At 44.4% G+C, this 24,311-nt stretch carries 14 protein-coding genes; 4 read left to right on the forward strand and 10 right to left on the reverse strand.

The features are described 5' to 3' along the window. Nucleotides 1–89: 89 nt before the first annotated feature. Nucleotides 90–1,223, reverse strand: a complete 1,134-nt coding sequence (asd, locus tag ACTQ9T_RS02525; RefSeq protein WP_440463972.1) for an aspartate-semialdehyde dehydrogenase — start codon at nt 1,221–1,223, stop codon at nt 90–92. Between the two features lie 484 nt (nt 1,224–1,707). Here asd and ACTQ9T_RS02530 point away from each other — a divergent pair, with 484 nt between their 5' ends. Further along, the gene (locus tag ACTQ9T_RS02530) at nt 1,708–2,886 is read left to right on the forward strand and encodes an endonuclease/exonuclease/phosphatase family protein (protein ID WP_227669860.1); all 1,179 of its coding nucleotides are present in this window, start codon (nt 1,708–1,710) and stop codon (nt 2,884–2,886) included. Nucleotides 2,887–3,459: 573 nt separating this feature from the next. On the opposite strand, the gene ACTQ9T_RS02535 is transcribed toward ACTQ9T_RS02530, so the two are convergent. Both ACTQ9T_RS02535 and ACTQ9T_RS02540 read right to left on the reverse strand, forming a co-directional pair. Next, a complete protein-coding gene (locus tag ACTQ9T_RS02535) occupies nt 3,460–4,863 on the reverse strand; it encodes a peptidylprolyl isomerase (protein ID WP_189580627.1) in 1,404 nt (467 codons plus the stop codon). Between the two features lie 163 nt (nt 4,864–5,026). Next, a complete protein-coding gene (locus ACTQ9T_RS02540) occupies nt 5,027–8,131 on the reverse strand; it encodes an LPS-assembly protein LptD (RefSeq protein ID WP_440463973.1) in 3,105 nt (1,034 codons plus the stop codon). 401 nt (nt 8,132–8,532) lie between these two features. Between ACTQ9T_RS02540 and ACTQ9T_RS02545 the strand changes: the two genes are divergently transcribed. Together ACTQ9T_RS02545 and murU are read left to right on the forward strand one after the other, a co-directional pair. Then, complete coding sequence (locus ACTQ9T_RS02545; protein ID WP_440463974.1) at nt 8,533–9,642, forward strand: aminoglycoside phosphotransferase family protein; 1,110 nt, start codon at nt 8,533–8,535, stop codon at nt 9,640–9,642. A 56-nt stretch (nt 9,643–9,698) separates the two neighbouring features. Then, nucleotides 9,699–10,427 carry an N-acetylmuramate alpha-1-phosphate uridylyltransferase MurU gene (gene murU, locus ACTQ9T_RS02550; RefSeq protein WP_440463975.1) on the forward strand — a complete coding sequence of 243 codons (729 nt, stop codon included), beginning with the start codon at nt 9,699–9,701 and terminating at the stop codon, nt 10,425–10,427. A 131-nt stretch (nt 10,428–10,558) separates the two neighbouring features. On the opposite strand, the gene ACTQ9T_RS02555 is transcribed toward murU, so the two are convergent. From ACTQ9T_RS02555 to ACTQ9T_RS02585, 7 genes are all read right to left on the reverse strand, one after another. Then, nucleotides 10,559–10,675 (reverse strand): DUF2474 domain-containing protein, encoded by a 117-nt coding sequence (locus tag ACTQ9T_RS02555; RefSeq protein ID WP_373299586.1) that lies wholly within the window; start codon nt 10,673–10,675, stop codon nt 10,559–10,561. An 87-nt stretch (nt 10,676–10,762) separates the two neighbouring features. Further along, nucleotides 10,763–11,779 carry a cytochrome d ubiquinol oxidase subunit II gene (gene cydB / locus ACTQ9T_RS02560; protein ID WP_189580639.1) on the reverse strand — a complete coding sequence of 339 codons (1,017 nt, stop codon included), beginning with the start codon at nt 11,777–11,779 and terminating at the stop codon, nt 10,763–10,765. Further along, nucleotides 11,779–13,287 (reverse strand): cytochrome ubiquinol oxidase subunit I, encoded by a 1,509-nt coding sequence (locus tag ACTQ9T_RS02565; protein WP_189580642.1) that lies wholly within the window; start codon nt 13,285–13,287, stop codon nt 11,779–11,781. The genes cydB and ACTQ9T_RS02565 overlap by 1 nt, the downstream gene beginning before the upstream one ends. 333 nt (nt 13,288–13,620) lie before the next feature. Beyond that, nucleotides 13,621–16,101 (reverse strand): esterase/lipase family protein, encoded by a 2,481-nt coding sequence (locus ACTQ9T_RS02570; protein WP_440463976.1) that lies wholly within the window; start codon nt 16,099–16,101, stop codon nt 13,621–13,623. A 541-nt stretch (nt 16,102–16,642) separates the two neighbouring features. Further along, on the reverse strand, nt 16,643–17,776 hold the full coding sequence (locus tag ACTQ9T_RS02575; protein WP_440463977.1) for a tetratricopeptide repeat protein: 1,134 nt from the start codon (nt 17,774–17,776) through the stop codon (nt 16,643–16,645). Nucleotides 17,777–17,996: 220 nt separating this feature from the next. Next, the gene (gene coq7, locus ACTQ9T_RS02580; protein ID WP_240215765.1) at nt 17,997–18,635 is read right to left on the reverse strand and encodes a 2-polyprenyl-3-methyl-6-methoxy-1,4-benzoquinone monooxygenase; all 639 of its coding nucleotides are present in this window, start codon (nt 18,633–18,635) and stop codon (nt 17,997–17,999) included. 196 nt (nt 18,636–18,831) lie between these two features. Then, nucleotides 18,832–20,172 carry an MFS transporter gene (locus tag ACTQ9T_RS02585; RefSeq protein ID WP_440463978.1) on the reverse strand — a complete coding sequence of 447 codons (1,341 nt, stop codon included), beginning with the start codon at nt 20,170–20,172 and terminating at the stop codon, nt 18,832–18,834. A 480-nt stretch (nt 20,173–20,652) separates the two neighbouring features. On the opposite strand from ACTQ9T_RS02585, the gene ACTQ9T_RS02590 reads away from it, so the two are divergent. Continuing rightward, nucleotides 20,653–24,294, forward strand: coding sequence for an autotransporter assembly complex protein TamA (locus ACTQ9T_RS02590; protein ID WP_440463979.1), 3,642 nt, complete (start codon nt 20,653–20,655; stop codon nt 24,292–24,294). The last annotated feature ends 17 nt before the right edge of the window (nt 24,295–24,311 follow it).

The following is a 24,311-nucleotide window of genomic DNA, read 5'->3' on the forward strand; positions in this document are numbered from 1 at the left end:
GCGTATTTGCTACAATATTAGTTAAATAGCGCCCATAAAAAAGACAGCAGATGCTGTCTTTTTTGTATTGAATTCTTAAGAAAGCTAGCTTAGTTTTTTTGCTCACGGATAATATTTAGCATGCGGCGTAATGGCTCAGCTGCGCCCCATAATAGTTGATCGCCAACGGTAAATGCGCCTAGATACTCAGGGCCCATATTAAGCTTACGCAAGCGACCTAATGCCACTGTCAAAGTTCCTGTTACTGCCACTGGTGTTAAGCGGTTCATGGTGGCTTCTTTGTCATCTTCGACTAAATCTAACCACTCATTGCCACTGCTTTTTAGTGCCGCTTCGATTTCCTCTAACGGGATGTCTTTTTTGAGCTTGATGGTCAAGCCTTGAGCATGACAGCGCATAGCGCCAACACGGACACACATACCGTCGATAGCAATCTTATCAGCTTCAGAGTTACCAAGAATTTTATTGGTTTCGACACCGCCTTTCCATTCTTCCTTGGATTGCTTATTTTCTAATTGTGCATCGATATAAGGGATCAAGCTACCAGCGAGTGGTACACCAAAATACTGCTTAGGAAAGCCCTCTGAGCGTTGGGTCTGGGCAATCTTTTTGTCAATCTCAAGGATCGCGCTCGCAGGATCAGCCAATTCATCTTTGACCGCATCGTGTAGCACGCCCATGCCGCTAATGAGCTCGCGCATGTTGTTGGCGCCAGAGCCACTCGCTGCTTGATAAGTCATCGCGCTGACCCATTCTACCCAGCCTCTATTAAACAATTCACCAATAGCCATCAGCATGAGTGATACCGTACAGTTACCACCGATAAAGTCTTTTTGACCATTGGCTAGGGCGCTATCAATGACGCTGCGATTGACTGGATCAAGAATGATGATACTGTCATCTTCCATGCGCAGAGTGCTTGCGGCATCAATCCAATAGCCACTCCAGCCGCTAGCACGCAGCGGTTGATGAACTTTTGAGGTGTAGTCGCCACCTTGGCAGGTAATAATCACATCACAAGCTGCTAGTGCGTCAATATCATGAGCGTCTTTTAGTTGGCTGGTTTGAATACCATCGAAACTTGGCGCATCACCACCAGCATTACTGGTTGAAAAAAATACCGGCGTGATACCGTCAAAATCTTTTTCTTGCTGCATACGTTGTATCAATACGGAACCAACCATGCCGCGCCAGCCTACCAAACCTACTGTTAAATCACTCATGAATCTTAATCCTTTTTTACCATTATTTATTGCATTGCCAGCCGATAACAATGCCGTGAATGACCATAAAAAGCAAGGCGTTTTAGCAGATTTTGGCTGTTTTTCATACACTAATAACTATGCTCACTATAACTTTACGTTATCATCATGAGCCTATTATGAGATCTGCTGTTTTCATATTACATAAAGTCTGAGAAAAATGACGAAAAATATAACAAGCTCAGTATCGTGACTGCGCTGACATTGTAACGTTTTATGGTCAGCTGAGCATATTAACGCTCCGTAGTAGGCGATAGACTGATGAAATGCTAAAGTAATACCAAACCCAAATATACGACTAGCTGTGTCAAACTCGTTTAGTCTACAATGCGTAGTATTTACACTCGTTTTCCTTGCTACTCTAATTTTTGTGAATGGTATAAGCATCTATTCTTATCAAAGATAATCATGATACAAACGTTAGTCACTGGCTGACGATGAGTATATGAATCATTGGCTCAGCCAGCAACTCAATAAATGGTTAATACATATTATGGATCTCTCATTATTATATTATGGCGCGCAGTGGTTAGCTGGACTTATCGCGTTTGTGACGATTTGGGGGTGGTTGCCTCTTGATAATTGGTGGGTGCGCGGCGTTGAGTTTCCCCGTATTCAAATAATGGTGCTTGGGATCATTGCTTGGATTGGCATGTTGGTATTTTGGTCAGACTGGCAGCTGGGGCAGTGGTTATTGTTCGTTGCCTTAAGTCTCACTTTGGCTTTTCAGATTAGAATGGTATTGCCTTACACCAAACTATGGAAGAAAGAAGTACAAAGTGCCAAGAGCAAGCCAGATGGCCAAGATCATCAATTAAAAATCATGGTGTCAAATGTCTTAACCCCTAATGATGAAATGCAAAAATTGGTCGATTTGGTCAAGCAAAGACAGCCAGATATTTTGATTACGTTAGAAAGTGATAAAAAATGGGAACAAGCATTACACCAAATCGAGCCAGACTATCCCTATACCGTAAAAGTCCCGCTGGATAATCTGTATGGTATGCACCTTTATTCTAAGCTTGAGCTGATAGATCCTGAAATCAAATATCTGATGATTGATGATATTCCCTCTATCCACACGCAGCTGCGATTGCAAAGCGGCCGAGTAATTTGGCTGTATTGTTTGCATCCTATGCCGCCAAGCCCGACGGAAGCGGACAAATCAACGACTCGTGATGCCGAACTGCTCATGGTCGGCAAGCATATCAAAGAAAAAAATCAAACAGCGATACTGGCTGGTGATCTCAATGATGTAGCATGGTCAAAGACAACTCGTCGCTTCCAGCGTATCTCAGGGTTATTAGATCCACGTATTGGTCGTCATTTTATCAATACCTTCCATGTCAGTTATCCATTTTTACGTTGGGCGTTAGATCATATTTTCCATAGTGCTTGCTTTACAGTGGTCGATATCCAGCGTATGCCATCTGTAGGATCCGACCATTTCCCTGTTATGACGACCTTACAATACGAGCCAGAAGAAACGAGTCGACAAGAAGGTAATGCCCCCACGGCACAGGCAGAAGATATCCAAGAGACAGAAAACAAAATTGAAGAAGGCAAAAAAGAAGGCAAAAAAGTCTCAGATGAGCACAGAGAAGAGCAGCGAAGTTTTGGGTAATGGCAGACCTAAGTGATGGGGTGAAATGCGCTATCATGACGTAAGCATATGCTTACGTTAAATAAGGTCTTTAGCCTCTAGTCGCATCAAACTGATTGCCTTAAAATACCACCATCAACACAAGGATACGCATGGATGCAGTGTTGAGACCGTATCAATAAAAGCACAGGTCAGCCCGCTGTCTTATAGGATACTGTTTGTGACTTAGGATGAGTCAACAAGGAAGAAATAACAACAATAATATGAAGCGCCATAGCCCCGAACCAATCGCCCTAGGTTCGGGGCTTTTCTTTGTGTATAAATTATTGATTTATAAATTTCAGCTTCTAGCATATCAAGGTTTGAGAGCATTTAGATATAGTCAGTGAAAAGTAATATCGATATATTAGCAGTATCGTCGCGTTTTTGGGGTATTTTGACTATACGAGAGTTTGAGTTGAGGACATGCCCTAGGGTAAAAGAAAAAAGCCTACGCGTTGTTCATACAAAAGAAGGGTACATGCAATGGCATATACCCTTTTTTTATTTAGAAATGTGTACTGATATTCAGCTTGCTAGCGTCTCGTCAAGCAATTAGCCAAGCACTTGAATATAAGCGCCAGCACGTAGCTCTTGTAGCCAATCTTCTTTGGCTTGTGGTGCTAGACGTTGATATAACGCTTGACGCGCCATGTTACGGCGATATTGCTCACTAACGTCTTCTTGACGCTTACCTTCTACTTTTAAGATATGCCAACCAAATTGGGTCTTAAAAGGAGCAGAATAATCACCAACTGCTGTATTTTTCATCACTGCTTCAAATGGTCCGACCATATCTTCTGCGCTTACCCAGTCCAGATCGCCACCGCGTCCTGCTGAGCCTGGATCATCCGAATAGGTTGATGCCAAACCAGAAAAGTCAGCGCCGCTGCGTAATTGCTCATACAGATCATTAATCTTCTGCTCAGCAAGGGCATCCGTTTGTAGCTCATCGACTTTGATCAAAATATGACGAGTGTTCCACTGCGGTATGAGCATTTTATCACTTTCTTTTTTATCAGCAAGCTTAATGATATCAATGCCTTCAGGCGTCAATAACGGCGCACTCACTGCGCCGACATCGAGCTTAGTAATCTCACTCGATAACTCTGTCGGTAGCGAGGCCGCTTTATGAAAGCCCATATCGCCACCTTGTATAGGGATAGCGTAGCTGCCTTGACTGGCAGTAACGGCTGCAGCCACGTCGACATTTGGTTCTAATAAGCGTGCACGCAATGCTTGGGCCACTTTGAGTGCTTCAGCACGCTGGGCTTCTGACAGTCGGCTGTAGTCATCCATATAAGGGACGCGTACATGAACAGTTTGGTACTCGCTTTGGTTCAAACGTTTGGCTTCTGGAGAAGCCAAAAATGCGTCGATATCTTGCTCACTAATACGCACACGACTGCTGATTTGGCGTTGTTGCAAAGACTGAATGGCGGCATCTTCAATGAGTTTGGCTCGTAGGGTCGCATAGCTCCCAGGTTGGTCAGCGTCTAAGCGTTGCTGTAAAGCGGCAATACTACCAAGCCCTTCAGCTTGAGCAATTTGACCAAGACGCTGATTGATATCGGCTTCGTTAGGATTTAGACCCACACGTTTGACCAGTGACAGCTGCAGCTCACGCAAGATGAGAGCATTTAACACTTCAGACTGTAGCTGTGCTGAATTGGCAATCGGTTCACCAGCAGCTTGTGCCCGTGCTTGTGTTTGGGTGATCGCATCAATCAAGTCGCTTTTTAAGATAGCATTTTCATTGACCAAAGCAATGATGCCATCGGTACTGTTTGCTGGGGTCAAGCGATTGACGTTACTTTGCTCAGCGCTAGCATTTGTTTTAGATGCTGTTGCAGAATTAACGGTGGCAGCTTGCGCGCTGAAACTAAGTACAAGGCCTGCACTCATACTCATAGAAAGCAGTACGGCTCGGCTGGTCTGACGTAAAGAAAAAAATCTCATGATGCTCCTCATCAATGTCATCGCATCGGATGGTAGTCGGTCAACGCTATCTAATATCTTTAATAAGCAAATATTGTCTAAGGTTGCCCATAATAGGGTTACAAACAAGGTTATATAAATAATGACGAAAACAATGCCTTAATATAGCATTATTTGCGCCTTGTTAGTCTTTCCATGCAGTCTGGACGGGTTCAAAGCCCAAGACCTTATCAGCGAGCAATCGTGTCAAACGGCTGCTATTGTTACCAAGACCATTTAATCTAATCTCTGCCATAATTGCTTGTGTCGGTTTGTCTTTGACGTTTAGGTCATTATAGTAACGACGACCGTAAACGGCAAAACCAAAGCAGCAATCTTCATAATCGATGCCGATTAGCGAATCGAGCATTTTATCACGATTGTAATCGTATTGACCTTGAGCCAATACTCGCCAGCTGTTATTGATCGGGAACACGGCTGAAGCAGTAAAGGCAGACAGCGGCAATTGATTGGTGTTTTCATCGCGCTGACGCTTAACAAAGCCAACGTTAAACAAGCTATTATCCGATGGCTGATAACGTAGTTCTGTCGTAACGTAGTTCAAGTCATAATCATCGGTTAGCGCACCGCTGACATCCACCCAAAAATTGTTGTAGGGTTGCGTACTGGTATCCCAAACCATTCCTGAAGAGGAAGAGCTAAAGACAGGTTGTTGATTTTCAAGGGTCACGCGACCATCATCGATATAAAACTGCTCAGCAATGCTACCATCAAAACGTGTCACACCCGTTGCATCGATGTAACGATAATTAATCCCAGGGGTAATAGAATGCAAATCCTGCAAGCGATCATGACCTAAAAACCAACTGTCTGAAAACAACTGCTCGTAGTTAATTGAGGCGATACGAGTGTTAAAGTTAGGGATGTCGTTTTGGTTTTTAAATGGTGAGTAGGTGTATTTCAATCGTGGACTTAATAGGCGATAGCCACCCATGGTATCGTCAAAGGCACCGAAGGGTGAGCCTGATTGGTAGAAGTGCAAACCTGCATCAATACTGGCTTGCGGTACAAATACCGATTGGCTACCATCTTCTTCACTAAGTTGGTTGTCCGCGAGGCTGTCTTCGTCATATGAGGTATACAGATGTTGTAGGCTCAGCTTGGGCTTAATATAACCCCATGATTTTTCCATCGGATAAACAGCGCTGATTTTGTTATAGACCCGCGCACCACTTTTTTCATTCTCAGAACCATCATCGATAGATTTTTTGAAATAAGCAGAATCATGCACACCAGTGATATCAAAACGCTCTGCCCACGGTAATCGATAGTCAAGTTTGAGCTGTGGTAAGCGTGAATAAGGCTTGTCTTTGTCTTCCAACGGCTCACCATTATCGGTAAAAGCATTGAGCGTTTGGAAGGTCTCAACTTTTAGCTCACCGTTGACATAATCGTTGTAATAATTAAGTCGAGCGCGACGTGGCAAGTTTAAAGTATTGTCTGATAAACCCAAAGTATCAAAGTCGTTAATATAATCTTCATCCGACACATAGCTGTATTTAGCATCACCACTTAAGCGTGGGATACTGGTAGATGACCAATAATGATCATAAAAAAAGCTGGTGCGATCTTCGTCATCATATTCTTTGTCGTTCGGCAAATATGAACCGTTAAAAATCCCTTCGCCATAATTTTCGGTCAAGTAGCGAAACTCACCTGTGAGCATAGGGTTGCGATCGCTATAGATGTGAGTATTGATCGTCGCATCATAATTGGGTGCTAAATTGAGATAGTAGGGGATATCAACCTCAAGCCCACTTTCACTACTAATACTCGCATTCGGTAATAAGAACCCTGTACTGCGTCGGCTGTCTATGGGGAAGTTAAAATAAGGCAGATAAAACACTGGAACATCCGCAATACGGAAAGTCGTATTGTAAGCTTCACCGCGACCAGTCTCCGTGTCCAAATCAATACTTTTGGCATCGAATTGCCATTTGCGGTCAGTCGGTGGGCAAGTGCTGAACATGACCTGATCCAGCTCATATTGGCTGTCATTAGGTCGATTAAGGCGCTTGGCATAGCCGTGTGCTTGGAGCTCTACGCTCGCAAACGCCACATCGTTAGCCGTTGATTGTCCAGTTTCAGTATTGTAAGCCAGACTGTCTGCGACACCAATGAGACCGCCTTTGGCTGCCTGTTCGGTGATACTGCCTGTACCTGTGTTTCTAGTGTTAGCACGGGTTACTTGATTGCCAGTTGCTTGATCGGTAAACATGACTTTACCTTGTGCAGCGGCAACACCACGACTCAAATCTAACAAGATACTATCAGCTTCAATATGCTGAGTACCTTGATCGACAATCACGTTACCAGATAGCTCCGCATAGTCGACATTGTCATAATAACCATAGTCGGACTCTGCAAATAAAGGCGCTCGATTATTAGCCACGCCATTCAGATTGGTCGCCACCTGACCATTATCCATCGCCGCTTCATTGACGGCTCGTTGATAATTAGCATTTTGTTGCGGATAGACCCATCGGCCTTCGCAGCGCTGGGCACTATCGATGACGTTTGGTAGCAGCCGTAAGTTTTTGCCCACTTTGGCGATGGTTTGCGTCGCAGGTGATAAATTATTTTGGATATTATCTGGTTCAGACGCTAAAGTACTATCACTCGTATTTAGGGTTGATAAATCGGTATCAGGGGTCAGCTCATAAAATTCTGCCAAACGCAGCAAGCTGTTTTGAATGCTCTCATCGCTGGCATCGATTGCATCGCTGTCATCAATCGGTTTCAGCGTATTGCTAGCGTTGTCAGCCACTCGCAGATCGTTATTTTTCGGATTGGTGTTGTCACCGATGGTCGTTAGGGGTTTTCTCTGTGCTTCTACGCCAGAGATAGCATCACTATTATCATTGATTTTAGTGATGTCTAAATCGCTATTATCAAGTGTGTTACTAGCCATTAAAGCAGCGTTGCTGGCTTCGGGCGTGATACTTGCAGTTTCTTCGTTTACTGCTTCATAAGCGCTATTCTGTGCAGTGACGCGTGGGTAACTAATGTCTTGATTGACGGTGTTAATATTGGTATTGGTATTAGAGCTGGCATCGGTATTGACATCGCCGGCTGGGTCAGAGACATAACTGCTGACAGTATCGGTGGCTAATGGCGCAGTTGTCTGTGTGTCAGCCTTGGTGAGCGCTGCACTGACGGTCAAGCTCGATAAGCCTAAGGCACCGAATAAAACCAAACGGATGCTTTGGTAAAGCGGAGAATATAACAAGGGCACACCTATGATTGCAGAGCCTATTGGATTACGATATTTAGTTTAATAGCCATGTTTTAGCTATATTTAGCGGTTCATAAATGACTAAAAACTTAGTGGTTCATAAATGATTAAAAAATCAGGAATTAATCATATAATCTCAAAAATTTGGCTGTTTTACATATAATGACGACTAATCATAGTCAAAAAAAACCAAATCAGCTACACTATTTACCAAAATTTATGACATTGCTAAGCTGTTTTCTTGAAAATTGCTGGGCAACATTGATAAAACTATGTGTCAATACCTACATTACAACAGATACTGTCAATCAAGCTGTCACTATTTTAGCAAGGTTTTGCCTGACTTATCACTACTTTAATGATTTACGACTTATATTTAACCTGCGATGTACTCTATGACTGATACCATGCCTTTGAACGCCACCCTGAATGCCACTCTGAACGACAGGAATAACCGCCAACAGCAGCTAGAGAATTGGTTGCAGCAAGTGTTTTCTGACCAAAAATTTGTGCTCGATAGTTTGCCTGGTGATGCGAGCGCCCGCCAATATCACCGTATTCAATTGGCTGATAAGGATGACGCCACCGCGCGCTATATTGTCATGGATTCTGCTGACGAGCAAGACGCCTTGCAGCAGTTTATCAATGTTGCAAAGCTGATGGCGCCCGCCATCAATGTGCCAACGCTGGTTGCGCAAGATGTAGCAAAGGGCTTTTTGGTATTGCAAGATTTTGGCACGATAGAATTTGCGCATTTGCTCGTCGATGCGACACCTGAGCAGATTAATGATCATTATCAATTGGCCATGCAGACCTTGGTAGCGCTACAGACTGTGCCGGTAGAGACTGCAAAAATTCAGTACCAATTGCCTGATTACGACAGCACGTTATTGAACCGCGAGATGGATTTATTCAGTGATTGGTTCATACCCTATATCGGGGTCAAACTCGATAATGAGCTATGGAACATTCTAAAAACGGCATTGATACAAGAGATTTTACAGCAGCCAGCAGTGATCGTGCATCGTGATTATCACAGTCGCAACCTGATGCAAGATCAAGCGGATCGCTCGCGCTTAGGCGTGATTGACTTCCAAGATGCGGTGATTGGTTCTTATACCTATGATTTGGTGTCGTTGGTGCGTGACGCTTATGTTGAATGGCCAGAGCATCAAATATCTGGTTGGATTCGTGACTTTTGGCAGTTACAACAACAGGCGGCGCTCACCACCGCCGATAGTGCTGAACAGCTTGAGAATGATGTGAATGTGATGGGCGTACAGCGGCATCTTAAGGTACTAGGAATCTTTATCCGTTTGTCTGAGCGCGATGGTAAAGACCGTTATTTGGCTGATATCCCCAAAGTCATGCGCGATCTACTGCTTGAGTTAAATTGGCTTGCTGAGCATGGCAATGAGGCGATGAAGCAAGCGCTACAGCCATTTAATCAATGGCTTGCAGATCAAGTATCACCTGCTTATCAAGAGAAATTTTCCTCGTTATAGAGATGGATAATAAGTTGCATCTATCTCTCTCATTATAAATTGAATAAGGAGCGTGCATGTCTACGATTACGCAAGCAATGATTTTGGCTGCTGGTAAGGGAACGCGCTTGCGTCCGTTAACACTTGAAACCCCTAAGCCCTTAGTAGAAGTGGGTGGACAGCCGCTGATTGTTTGGCATATTAAGGCGCTACAAGCCGCGGGCATTACCGATATTACGATTAATGCCTCTTGGCTTGCTGACAAGCTCATGGACACATTGGGTGATGGTAGCGAGTACGGGGTCAAATTGCATTGGTCAGTAGAAGATGATGAGCCGTTAGAGACCGCAGGTGGCATTTTTCAAGCATTACAAACTGGTAAACTGCGAGATGAGCCATTTATTTTAGTCAACTCCGATGTCTGGACAACGTATGATTTTGCTCAGTTGCGGGACTATAGCCTGAGCGCTGATCAACGGGCGCACCTATTATTGATTGACAATCCAGAGCACAACAACGGTGGTGATTTTGCGCTCAATAATGGTCTGGCGAGTGAGCAGCCAATTGGTGATGCAGACAAATATACCTTTGCCGGTATTAGTGTGGTGTCACCACGATTGGTCGATGGCGTAGTAACAGGGCAACCGGCAGCGCTAGCACCTCTGCTCAGGAAAGCCATGCCTAAATTCCAAATTACGGCGGAAGTCATCACTGATAATTGGATAGATGTAGGGACGCCTGAGCGTTTAATGCAGGTCAATGAGTTTATTGACAGTCATGGCGTAGCTAACCATCGCGGTGCATAATTTTCAGTAATAGTACTTTAATTAATAGTACTTTAAGAGACCATACTTTAACGAAGATCATAAAAAACGCCGCACTGGTTATAAATCAATGCGGCGTTTTTGTTTTTTTGTTTAGCGAAATAAGGAAGGTTTTACACACCCATCGCCAATTTTATCAATTGGGCAATGGTAAAAATAACGGCAAACCCTGCTATATATAAACCAATGAACCATGCCCATTGCGACTGTTTTTTACTGAGTTTTTTCATACTCATCTCCATTGACGTATTAAGACGCTTGTTGGCTTAAGCACTCGCTGTGGTAAATACGAACCGTAGCGAGTGCTATTTTTACGCTTAATACATATGCTCGTGACCTGTTTTACCTTTAAAAGTGTAATAGGCAAACGCGGTATAACTCAAGATAATCGGCAACATGATACCGGCCCCGATCAGCATAAAGGACAGTGAGGTATCGGCAGCGGCCGCCTCATAGATAGTCATTTGATACGGTACGATATAAGGGAATATCGCTGTACATACCCCAATATAACCCATCAAAAACAGTGCGACGGTCAATAAGAACGGACGATACTCACGTTCAGTCCGTAAATCTTTACGCATGAAAAAGAACAGCAGCAGCACGATAATTGGCATTGGCGCTAGATATAATGCACCCGGCAAACTGAACCAGCCTTCAAGGGCCTCGATATCTGAAAAATACATAAACACGGTAACGACAATCATCGCCAATACCAATGCTGATAATATCCAACCAGACACTTTACGTGCCCATACTTGCAGCTTATGTTCGGTTTTAATGATTAACCATGTAGAGCCAAGCAAAGCATAACCAACTATCATGGCAAAGCCGCAGACGATAGAGAAGGGGGTGAACCAGTCAAATGGGCCACCAGTATACAGACGATTGCTCGCCTCTAAGCCTTGTACCAAGGCACCGAGCATAATACCCTGCGAAAAAGTTGCCACTACTGAGCCGACGAAAAAGAACGTATCCCATACATGACGACGTGAAGAGGCTTTGAAACGAAATTCAAATGCCACCCCGCGCATAATAAGTCCAAATAGCATCGCAGTTACAGGCAAGTAGAGACCCGTCATAATGATGCCGTAAGCGACTGGGAAGGCGGCGAATAAACCACCACCGCCCAATACCAACCATGTCTCATTACCATCCCAAAAAGGAGCAATAGAGTTCATTATACGGCTACGGTTTTTATCTGATCCGGCAAAGGGAAACAAGATACCACAGCCCAAATCAAAACCATCCAACAGCACATAGATGAAGACGGATAGGGCAATCAATCCGCCCCAGATTAAAGGTAAATCTAATACATCACCGTAATTAAACATTAGCGTAACCCTCCATCATCGACATCATTTGCAGGTGCGTCGATATCTTCAGAGTCATCATGCTCTGTTTTTTCGCTCGCCTTCTTATCGCCACTAAGCGTACGGCCTTGACCTTCGGTGATAGAGTGCTCATAAAAATTATCATCTGCTGGGTCTTCATAAGGCTTAGGCCCCTGCGCAATCAAACGCAAAATATAAAAACTGCCTGCACCGAACACGAAGATATACAGTATGATGAAGCCAATCAGCGTGGTTGCTACTTGCTGTGCGGCAAGCGGTGACATGCTTTCGGCTGTACGTATAACGCCGTAGACTGTCCATGGCTGACGCCCTGTTTCGGTCACAAACCAACCGGCGAGTAGAGCGACAAAACCAAGCGGTGTCATCATCATCCAAGCACGGTGAAACCAGACACTTTTAGGGTCAAATTGTTGTTTTTTGAAGAATTTGTACAGACTAAATAAGCCCACTAGCACCATTAACATGCCAATACCAACCATGATACGGAACGCCCAAAATACGATAATAACGGGAGGTTGGTCCTCTGGTGCCCAGTTTTTAAGACCTTTTACTTCACCATCTAAGGAGTGGGTCAAAATCAAGCCAGAGACATAAGGGATTTTGACTTCATATTTATTGGTCTGGTTTTCTTGGTCAGGAATGGCAAATAAGCGCAAAGCAGCACCGCGCTCATCTTCCCAAATACCTTCCATCGCTGCCACTTTGGCTGGTTGATGCTCCAAGGTATTTAGACCATGCTCATCACCGATCAACACCTGCGCTGGCGCGACAAAAATCGCCATAACCATCGCCATACTAAGCATGACGCGGCCATGCTGGCGATGTTCAGTATGCTTTTTAGATTGGAGATAATAAGCGCCGATACCACCAATGACGAAGGCAGTAGTTAAGAACGCCGCGGTCATCATATGAGCGTAACGGTAAGGAAATGAGGGGTTAAAGATAATCTCAAGCCAATTGGTTGGATAGAGTAGACCGTCCGCACCCATCATAAAGCCCTGAGGCGTTTGCATAAAGCTGTTGGCTGCCAAAATCCAGAAGCCTGAAATCAGCGTACCGATGGCGACAATGGCAGTTGAGGCAAAGTGCATGCGTTTGCTGACACGTCCCCAACCAAATAGCATAATACCTAAGAAGGAGGCTTCTAAGAAAAAGGCCGTCAATACTTCATAGGCGAGCAGTGGTCCTAAGACATTACCGGCTTTATCGGAGAATACAGCCCAGTTAGTCCCGAACTGGTAGGACATAACGACACCTGAAACCACACCCAAGCCGAAAACAACAGCGAATATCTTGACCCAATGCTTATAGACTTCTGCATAAATGGGCTTGCCCGTTCTGAGCCATCGAAACTCAAGGACTGTCAAAAAGCTGGCAAGTCCGATAGAAAAGGCAGGAAAGACGATATGAAAGGATATGACAAAAGCGAACTGAATGCGCGCGAGCGTCAGCGCATCAAGCTGGTCAATCATAAACGTAGCGAACATAAACGGTTACCCTTATCTGTTAGCTGAATAGCGCTGGCTTCCATGACACGCTCAAGTAACTGTCCGTAAAGCAGGATGACAAGTGTTACGGGCAATGGCTTAGTATTAGTTAGCAACCAATATCAATGTATCAAATGCGGCTAAGCTAAGACTGTTTAGCTGAATGAAGTAATTTATATCCCTATAAATTAATGTATGACTGTCAGTTAAGATGAATATAGTATGCGCCACCCTAAGTATACACGCAAGCTACTCATGGGGCTGGTCGCATACCTAACAGTCACCAAAACTTCCTTGAAGAAACACCCTTTCGGCTGATCAATTAGGCTGACATCATTGCTGTAACTGTTCATGCAAAATCTGTCGCAGCGTTAGTACGGTTTGTGGATTTTCTTGGATGCTATGACCGCCATTAATGACGGTTTCAGAGGCGGCACCTTCGAGATGGGCACTGGTGTAGGGGACGATACCATCTGACAAGCGTTCGGTCAGTGCTTGGCTGATATCTTCATCGACAGTCACAGCGGCGACGAGCGGTTCACTGATTGATTCAGATTCAGATTCAGATGCAGGGCCATTGCTTGCATTCTCGCTACTGTCCTCTTCTGATACTTCTTGGGATAAGTCAATTCTTGCACCACCGGGTTGCATTTGCGCCAAGCCGTTAGTGATATCGGCATCGTTATTAGCGATAATCGAATGATAAGTAATGCGATCATTGATGCTGATGTCTTTGGTTAGCTGAATAAAAGACGATTTATCGCTTAGCTGGCTGGCACCATTCTGCAAATACAGAGCACCTAAGGGGTTTTGCGCCAAGTCGCCCTGAATGGCGAGGGTGGCCACGTTATCGGTGACAGTCTTGACCAATCCCACAGGTAAGTACACGATGCGCCTTAGCGCTCGAGTAAACCAGCGATCAGCGTAATCGGTGCCTTGAAAGGGTGAGGACAAGAAGATTGCAGTATCGACTTGTGGCAGGGTGTGTAGCTCAAAACGGTTACGCAGATCGTCGTTAGCAAAGGCTTTTTTCAGCATGTCATCGACTCGTCGTTTACTGCTGTTTTCGAGTAAATTTTTATCCTCTAAAGCGTCTAAGTTGTTGGCCAAATTGTCATCAGACAGCATCATGCGGGAGATGATACCACCCATGCTATGACTGATAATCACGCTGTTTTTGCTGGCGCGATTTTGTCCTTCAGGATCGGTCTGTTGATACGTACTATTGATCAATTCCTGAATTTGATAACGGTTCTCTAAAATAGGTAAATTGGTCGGATAAAAAATCTGCCATACCTGATAGTTATCACGCAACTTATCATCATTGAAAATATCGTTGGTCAAATTCACCCATGTGGCGGGACTAGACGCCAAGCCATGCACCATGATGATTACCCGCTTGTCAGGATCGTAAGGCTCTAGCATAAACAGCTTGGGTAAACTGGCCTGTTTTTGGCGGGTGATTAGGTTTAAGTAGCCGACGCCATCGAGCTGGTTTTCTGCCAGCCATAGTCCATAGCCAGCAGAGAAGTTCGCTGCCAGTGGATAGTCATCGCCCAAGATAGTGGCGCTCTCGCTGCGATAAGGGTTGTATAAATGAATATCGAGCTGATGACTGCTGAGCGTATCAAGGACGCTATCTCCCGCGGGCTTAATCAAGCCAGTCATCAATAAATGCCCTGTAGGATAGATGCGTGAGCTGGGCGCGCTATCATCTTTTTTTCCGTCAACGGTATCTTTATTGAGCTGCCCCGATAGCGATGAAACCAGCAGCTGTCGGACGGTCGTGGTATAGCGATCATCCAATGAAGCGACTAAGCTAATACCCAGTCCTGGACGTTTGCTGATTGAGTTGAGGCCTGAGAGACGCAGCTCATAAGTGGATACCAAGTCAGCGAGCGCTGAGGTTTGTTTTTGTGCATTTTTTAGATAGTTACTTTCGTTGGGCATAAATATATTGAGATTATAACGGTCTACTTGCACCTTCATCACTTCGATCTGGTCAGTAGGTTTACCGTTTAACGATGCTCGGTTTGCGATCGCTTCTTGTTTGCTCGTATCTTGAGAAGCCGTGCTCATTGGTAGATAGTCCACTTCGGTCTTACCCATCAATTTATTTGTGCCATCTACCGATTGATATAGTTGGGTAATGACGTCATTGCTGGCTGCGTTATAAATATCTTGAGTTTGGATGTCAATATCGCTTGGAATACGGTTTTTTGCCTGAGATTGACTTTTTACTTTATCTGCTCCTTCAAAGTCATGTGCCAAACTGTCATAAAACAGATAGGTATAGCTGGATTTGATGGCATCAAACAGTTGACTTTGGTAGTTGATCAAGCATTCGTCTGTATTCTTCTGCTGACTCTCAGACTCATCATAGCTCAGAGGCGCGTTGGCATAATAAGGATCAAGCGGCGGACGAGTGAGGGCATTTTGACACTCTTTGGAGTCGGCAAGCTGACGAGCTCTGGCATAATGTAATTCTGAAAACACAGCCAGCGCTGGACGGTAATTTTCATTGAGCATGCTGTCAGTGAGCTGCATTAGGCACAAATCAAACTGTTGAAAACAGGCCTGTTCGTTGAGTCCTGCTGATAACAAGGCTGACGCTGTATCAGTACTGAGCTCATTGTCTGTGACGATATTGCCGCGCTGTGCAGAAATGGTCTTTGCTGATGCTTGCTTTTCAACCGATACGGTACTACAAGCTGATAGTAGCGCCATTGCCATTATGAGCCCTGATAGAATGACAGGTTTTATTTTTATAGTAGCGTGTGTTGCCGGATTACTGACAGGGCGAGTGAAGGTCATAGGTAATTCCAATAAATAATAGTCATGCCTATAGTCATCATAGGTCGTCAATATAATAAAACGAGTGTAGCGCAACTTTTTGGATTTCACTATTTTATTTGAAACTTCAGGTGTAATGGACAAAATTCATAGTCAAATCTTGTTTAATAATATTTAGAATAAAATGAGTGTGACGACAACGTAGCAAACTTTTAGCCTGCATGGCTAAAGGGGTTATTTGAATAAGTAAAAGAAAAAGAAAAAGCAACAATGACTAGGGCGTGTCTTCATTTCAAAAATGGTGATAAAAATGAGATAAATTGCCGTCAAACAAGAAAAATAGCGCAGATAATATCGGGATATTAACCAGCTATTTGACGATGTTTGGCAAGATTTAGCCATTTTTAGCCCATTTAGATGACTATCGAGTGAATTGAAGACAGGCCCTAGCATTGAGCCAAAAAAACCTTCTTTTTATATTGATATCAAACCAATAAAAAAAGAAGGCGCTGCGTACTTTAGTTTTAAATCAGATACTAATAATTGAGATTAATAACTGGATTTATGCCCCTGGCTTCACGTCGATATCAGGCGCTGGTATGTCCCAAATATAAAACTTGCCATCTTCAACGAGCTTAATTTGTTGACGAATAACCGCATTATTAGGGACTTGTTGCTCGAGACGACGCAAACGCTCTAGAGCATTATCACGGCGATCACTTAATAGATCTGACTGCGCCAAGCTTTGCTCCGCTTCGGTGTAGCCCAAAGAGACGGCTCGGTCTAAGTATTTCTGACCTTCTTTGAAGCCACCGCCTTCTGATAACATCATACCGTATAAGAAGTTAGCTTCACCACTATCAGATTTGATCTTAATGGCACGGTCGACATATTTGCCGCCACGTACCGTATAGTCTGAGCCTAAGTCTAAATTACGTCCCATACCATTGAGTTTGGCCGCCCGAAGTAGCACGTCATAAGAAGCATTTGGCGATTGGGCATAAGGCTCAATCCATTCGGTTAATACTTTGATTTTTTCACGAGTATAGTGACGTTGTGAGCGATTAGGAAAGTTTGGTGGATAATGACGGGCGTTAGGAGAGACGTCTTCAATAAAGTCATCTAGCAAGCTAACGTCAAGCTTATCAGTACCCAAACCTTGCTGCTGTGGAACCAACACTGTCGGTACAAAGCTAACGCTTGAAAGTTGCACTTGCGGGGTTGGAATATTAGATAGCTGACCACCACGAAGGTCAATACCGGTTGCTGTCATTGGTCCACGCTCGTACACACGAGTCGTCCCTGTCAATTCAGGAGTTGCTACTGCTGGTGCCTGCGGTACTGCTGCTGACTGTGCAGCATTTAATGGCGGCTGACTTTGCTGAGTGCCAGTTGGTAGGGCATTGTTTTGCTGGGTACTATTTGCCGTTGCCATATTTGCCGCTACGTCGGTTTGAGCCGTACTGGCAGCAGCGTTAGCATTTGGCTTAGCAAGACGAATGACGCGTCTGCTTGAATCCATGGCACTAGGGACAGCAGCGATTGTGCTAGCGCTAGCTGTGCTGTCAGTTTCGGCTGCATTAACAGGGACAGACAACATCATGGCACAGGCAGCCGCTAAGGCGGTCAAGGTCGCAAACTTAGGCGCTTTGGTATATGAGTCGGTAGACAAGCTAGAGTGGTTGATGGCTTTCATAAAAGTCGTTACCTTGTGTATTAAGTCGTTATTTACAATCGATTGATAGTTGTTTTGTATTATCGAAGCTATTTTGTATTGTCTAAAATGTTTTGTATTATTGGCGCGCAATCTTGCAAATTTCTAATACCCTAGCAAATTAAGCTGAATGCTATCAGTAGTAGGATTGTTAAATTAAATAATTCAGTCAGCCCTATGAGAGGCGCTACTCACTATGCATTTACAGATGATAAGCCGTGGCTTTCATCCGATTTGCCATCCAGCGCATGGTCTGACGCACCGGTGGTGATAAGGCCGCGCCGCCACTTGCTAGTGCCAGCTCGCGATGGTGCAATTCTTCAATATCCATTTGCGCCAGTATCTCTCTTGAGCGCTGATCATGGACGGGTAATTGCCCAATATGCTCTTGCAAATGCTCGCTGACTTGCGCCTCGGTTTCGGCGACAAACCCCAAACTAAACTCGTTGGAGATAGTGCCTGCTACCGCGCCAAGACCGAAGGACATGCCGTACCATAATGGGGTAAAAAGGCTAGCATGACTGCCTAATTCCTTTAAACGTGTCTCGCACCACACCAAATGATCGACTTCTTCTTGGGCTGAATGCTGCATGGCTTGCTTGACGCCATTGTCTTTGGCAGCAAAGGCTTGACCGTGATATAGCCCTTGCGCACATACTTCGCCAGTATGATTGATGCGCATCAGTCCTGCCACGTGACGCGCCTCCGTAATGGTCAGCTCAGGAATATCGTCATTACTGACGGGCAATGGACGGGTACTAGGGTTTGAGTGCGGAACAACCGCTCGCAATGCCTTGTCAACCCCAAGTAATAACTGGTCAATTTTAGATAAGGGACGCAGGGCCATGATTCACTCCTGATGGCTTTATTTTTTATCAATAAAATACTTTTATTAAGGCTACTTGCTTTTTAAAACAGCAATATTCTGTTCATGCACATTACTATAGCAAACAATACAAATTATCGGCACCACTATTATCGGCTGTATGATTCAGCAAACACCAACTCTACTAATGCTCGTTAGATCTTCTAAGTATTTAATCCTGTCGGCTAAGCTCGTCATCATGAGTTTGGATGACCGCATGCTTTACGTGTTTGTTCAGCTTAATATATAAAAACGCACCAAAAGCAATGTTTAGCAGACCAGTGACCAAGAATAATTGCGGTAGCGTCAATCCTAAGGTGTTGAGCACCACAATCGCAAAAATCGCTGAGCTGACCATAAAGATGGCATTAAAAATGTTGTTGGCACCAACGATACGTGCGCGGTGGCTTTTGGGCGCGTAAGCCTGCATAGACGCATATAAAGGGACAATATATAAGCCGCCACTAAACCCTAAAAAGAACAAATCAGCAAACACGCGCCAACTGCCACTCACGCCAAACAAATCACCAATACCCAGTAACGTCTCAGTATTAACGTCAATGTTTAGTCCTGACAAGGAAAAATACAAATCAATAGCAAAAATACTTAAACCAGCAATACCAAAAGGCAGTAAGCGTAAACTGACTTGGTTTTTGGTCAAGGTTTTACATAACAAAGACCCGATCGACACACCAACAGAAAATAACGTTAATAGGAAAATAACCACTGATTCATCGCCATGCAAAATGACTTTGCTGAATTCTGGTACTTGGGTCAAAAACGTCGCCCCATAAAACCAAAACCAGCTGTTGCCAAGAATGACAAAGAATAAGAAAGGCAGCGAGTATAAATAGCGTACCGTCGACCAGCTGGTGGTAAAAATATTCCAATTAATCTTGAGCGTCGGCTGCATGGCTGGCATCGTAGGAATATATCGGGCTGCTAGATAACCCAAAATAGCGACGACCAATACGGTGGCGCTAATCCAATAAAGGGATTGCGATAGCTGGGTCAAAACACCGGCGACAATCATACCAATGAGGATAGCCAGTGAGGTGCCCATCTGAAACAAACCATTGGCACCGACGAGCTCATCTTCCTTCATCGCTTGCGGCAAGTAAGCGTATTTAATCGGGCCAAAAAAAGTTGAATGTGTACCCATCAAAAACAACGCCACAAATAATAAGCCGTACCATTCAAAGACAAAGCCTACAGCAGCAATCGCCATAATGACCAGCTCAAGCATTTTAATGAAGCGCGTGAGCTTTGACTTTTCAAACTTATCAGCGATTTGTCCCGCCAATGCCGAAAATAGAAAGTAGGGTAGGATAAATAGCATTGCCGCTAAGTTATTTAAAATACTAACTTCCATGCCCAACTGACTGGCAGCGGTATAAGTCAGTACTAATATGAGTGCTTGTTTAAAAATATTGTCATTGAACGCCCCCAAAAACTGGGTAAAAAACATGGCGCTAAAACGGCGGCGCTTAAATAACTGAAACTGGTTGGCCATGAAGATTCCTACAGATGGATCGCGGCTAATAGACGAAAAATAAGGGCTGCGTGCAGCTTTTGAGGTGTAAGCAATTATCAATATTATCAAAAACTTATCGAAATATAGCATAGGTTTTATCAATATTAAGCCGTATAATAGCAAGGCTTTGATAAAAATACATGCGCCCGATGCTATGATTTCATAATTAACTAAGTTATGATTTGTAATTTTACATGGTTGTCTTTTGAAGGGTTACCTTGTGAAAGCATCAATGAGGTGAAGGTATCAATGAGACTCAAGACTCGGTATCACTTAAAACGACCTATTTTATGCTAGCAAGTTTAGATGATATACGTTCAGCGCTAAAACTTAGCAATAAAAAAGTACGGTAGTCCATAGAGCATCTCAGCTAACTGTTATAAGTTTATTCACCGGTAATACCTGATGAGTCTATCGTCAGTGACTTGTGCCGCGTGAGGTGATAGGAAATAAGTATACATGGAACAGCAGCCTTCAACTCTAGCGCGCCACTTGTCAGTTACGCAGTGTAATGCGTTAACCAGTCATGATGGGAACAATATCAAACCCTCTAAATATGCCGCGATTGATGAGTTGCAGCCGGCGTTGTCGCGTACTTATTTTACACGCTCAGCGATTTTTAGTGCATTAGCGACCAGTTTGGTGGGCTTTGGCATCGCGCCTATGGCATTGGCTGAGACCACGACAGGTATCGATACTAGCAGTCAAATCATTGATAGTCAGAACGCTGGTTCTCAGAATGATGACACGCAAAATACAGCCAGCCGGTCAACCGCCAGTAGTACGACACTAGCCCAACCACCAACACCCTCACAGCCCCCAACCCCTCGTGAGCCATCTTCTACTGAAGACACTCAGCTCGATATCGCATTGGATGCCTTGCGACTAAAAAGAGCCGTGGAACAAGGCATCATTGATAAGTCAGTATTAGATGATTATAGAGAGCAAAACCTAAGCAATAAGCAGCCTAATAGTAAAGAGACAGACGCGCAAAATTCACTATCTGAGCAAGCATCTGCAAATCAGCAAGGCGTCGATGATAATGTCGACAATGCCAATACCAATGACAATGATTTGGATAATGAGCTTTATGATGTAGACGACTTGAGTGACGCGCAGGCGAACGTTGCCAATAAGGATTTGTTGCAGCAAGCCGAGACAGTTCAGCAGCAAGGCTATCAGATGATGACGCCTGAGGAAATTGATCGCGAGCTGGCAGCGCTAGATAGGCAAAATGCGCAAGACATTGACAGTATCAATAATGGTAGCGCCGCTACTAGCACTGATATTAATGGCATGAATGGTATTAGCAATAACGACAGCGACTTTGATGCGCCTATCGCGACGTTAAACGATACCAACCCGCCTATCGGTTTAGATGTGAGTCTCGACGCCACCAACTTGCCAGCACCGAACAACCTTGATACGTTAGGAAGAAATGAGACGGCGGCTGAACAGGCTAAGACCGCTGAAATCATGGCACGACCCATTAACGTAAGCGATGCTGTCAGTAGTGGAAGCGCTGATGACGATAATATTATTATCGATGACCAGATGTCAGTCAGTGCAGATAATGTGATAGGAGAGGAAGGCGAACAATCAGATATCATCAATCCAAATGATTATTTGCCAGATTATCAGTCCGAAACCCAAGCCGTCAATCAAAGTATCCTGCAGGCCAAAAAGCCTAAGGCGCTGTCTCGCAAAAAAACCAATATCGTTAAGCGGCTCTATGATAGGTTGTTTAATGATGGTGCTCTAGCGCTACCACATGTAGAGACAACGGTTTACTTGCAGCAAGTCGCTGCTGACGATGCGACTAACGCTCAACCAAAAGTTATCGAAGCAGACGAAGACACGCAACCGATTAAGAATATTAAGGCAGCGCTTGATGACACGACCGTCCAATCTGTCGTTGACTTTACGGCAGCTTTACCGCGTCTGCGTCAAACGGCATTAGATGCCGCAAAAGCCGTTGGTTATTACGATGTGACCTTACGTCTGCGCCAACCCAATAGCGACATCATTGAGGTGGTTATTGAGGATTTAGGCGAGCCGGTCACTGTGGACAGTCGTATTGTCGAGATTCGTGGTGAAGGTAGCGCGCAAGAAGAATATCAAGCGTTAGAAAAAGAGCTGCCACCGCAAGAAGGCGATGTATTTAACCACCGCGTCTATAAAAACAGTAAAGCAGCGCTTGAGTCACTCAGCAATACTTATGGCTATTTCGACCAATATTGGTTGAATAAATCAGTCGATATTATTTTACCAGACCACACCGCTGATATATCGCTGGTTTATAACACGGGCGACCGTTATGAATACGATGATGTGGTGTTTTTTACTTATGATGCAGCGACCAATACTCTGACCCGCGACCCTGATAAGCTACCTGTCGAATTGTCATTATTGCAGCAGTTGTTTGATTTTAAACCCGGTGATCCGTTCTATCGCCCCGATATTACCAAATTTAGTAACGATTTATCGGCGACGCGTTATTTCAACACTGTGAATGTCGAATCCATTTTGCCACCCAATGAAAGCAGCGAAAACAGTACTTTAGCTTTTGATAATGCACCCGCCAATGCCATTGGTAATACTCTTGACAACGATGTTGATGGTGAGGTCAATGCTTCAGAAATTATCGATGGCGTAGCGGCAGCAAATAATGGGGCAGAGAGTAGTAATACGAATGGTACTGTTCAAAATGGCACTGTCCAAAACAGTGATGAGGCAAATGGCAGTGAAGGCACCAACACTGCCAACAGTGGAGAAACAGTCAATCCGGCTGATATCGCTGCCATTGAGTTTGAGGCAGACGAGCAAACACTGGAAAAACTTCAAGCCATTAAACAAAAAGCCAATCGTTTAAGTCGCCTACCAGATGATCGGGTATTAGACGAAAAAGACCAAGAGACAGACACGATTTTAGGTAAAATCAGTGACTCTATTAGCAATGTGGCACAAAAAATATTTCCGGATGAAAAAAGCATTCTTGCGGATGAAAACTTTGTACCACCAACGCTGGCAGGACGTAAAACGCCGCAACAAGTACGAGAGAGTAAAAAAGTCCCACTATATGTCTTTGTCTCTGCCAGTAAGCCACGCGATGCCCAAGTAGGTATTGGTTATGGTACCGATACTGGCGTACGTGCCACGGCGAAGATAGATTACAATCTACTCAATCGTCAAGGCTATCAGGCAGGGGCAGAAACAGAAGTCTCTAGAATTACTAAGAATGTTTCGGTCTATGCCAGCCGACCGTGGAAGCATCCGCTTAATGATAAGTTAGATGCTCGCCTGACTTATGAAGAGGAAGTCATCGATCAAGGCGAAGGCAACTTTGATCTATCTACCCGAACGCTAAAAGCGGCATTGGCACGTAATATTCGCCGTGACAGTGGCTGGAATCGTAGCTACTCTGTGCGTTACCGTTTAGATGAGTTAGAGACGGGGGTGGATGAGGCCAACTTAGAAGATCTGCCCATACGTTTTACGTCTTCTAGCCCGCAGCAACAAGCGCTGTTATTGGGCTATGGTATGAATAAAACGGATGTGGATAGTGCAACCAATCCGACACGCGGTATCCGTCAGTATTACTCTATTGAAGCAGGAACTGAAAAGGCATTAAGCGATACGGATTTGGCAATTGTGCGTGCGGGTGTCAGCGGTATATATAGTTTTGGTAATGATAATAAACACCAAGTTCTTGGTAGCCTCAATACCGGCTACATTTGGGCCGATGACTTTTATGACGTGCCTTACAAGTTGCGCTTCTTCGCGGGCGGTGACCAAAGTATTCGCGGTTACGATTATGAAAGCTTATCGCCAATTGACAAAGGCTATCTGACGGGTGGACAAATCCTCGCCGTTGGTAGTGCCGAATATAACTATGAATTTAGACCTGGCTTCCGCGGTGCGTTGTTTACCGATGTGGGTAACGCCTATGACAAAGACTTCGAGACTGAAACCAAAGTCGGCGTCGGCGTTGGTATTCGCTGGGCATCACCAGTCGGTGTGGTGCGGGTTGATGTCGCTGCTGGTGTGACAGAAGAGAGTATTCCGGTTCGATTGCACTTCTTTATCGGATCGCCTTTATAAGAGCCTCGTCAATCGTT

The organism is Psychrobacter sp. ASPA161_6, from assembly GCF_051970285.1.
Taxonomy (GTDB): domain Bacteria; phylum Pseudomonadota; class Gammaproteobacteria; order Pseudomonadales; family Moraxellaceae; genus Psychrobacter; species Psychrobacter glaciei.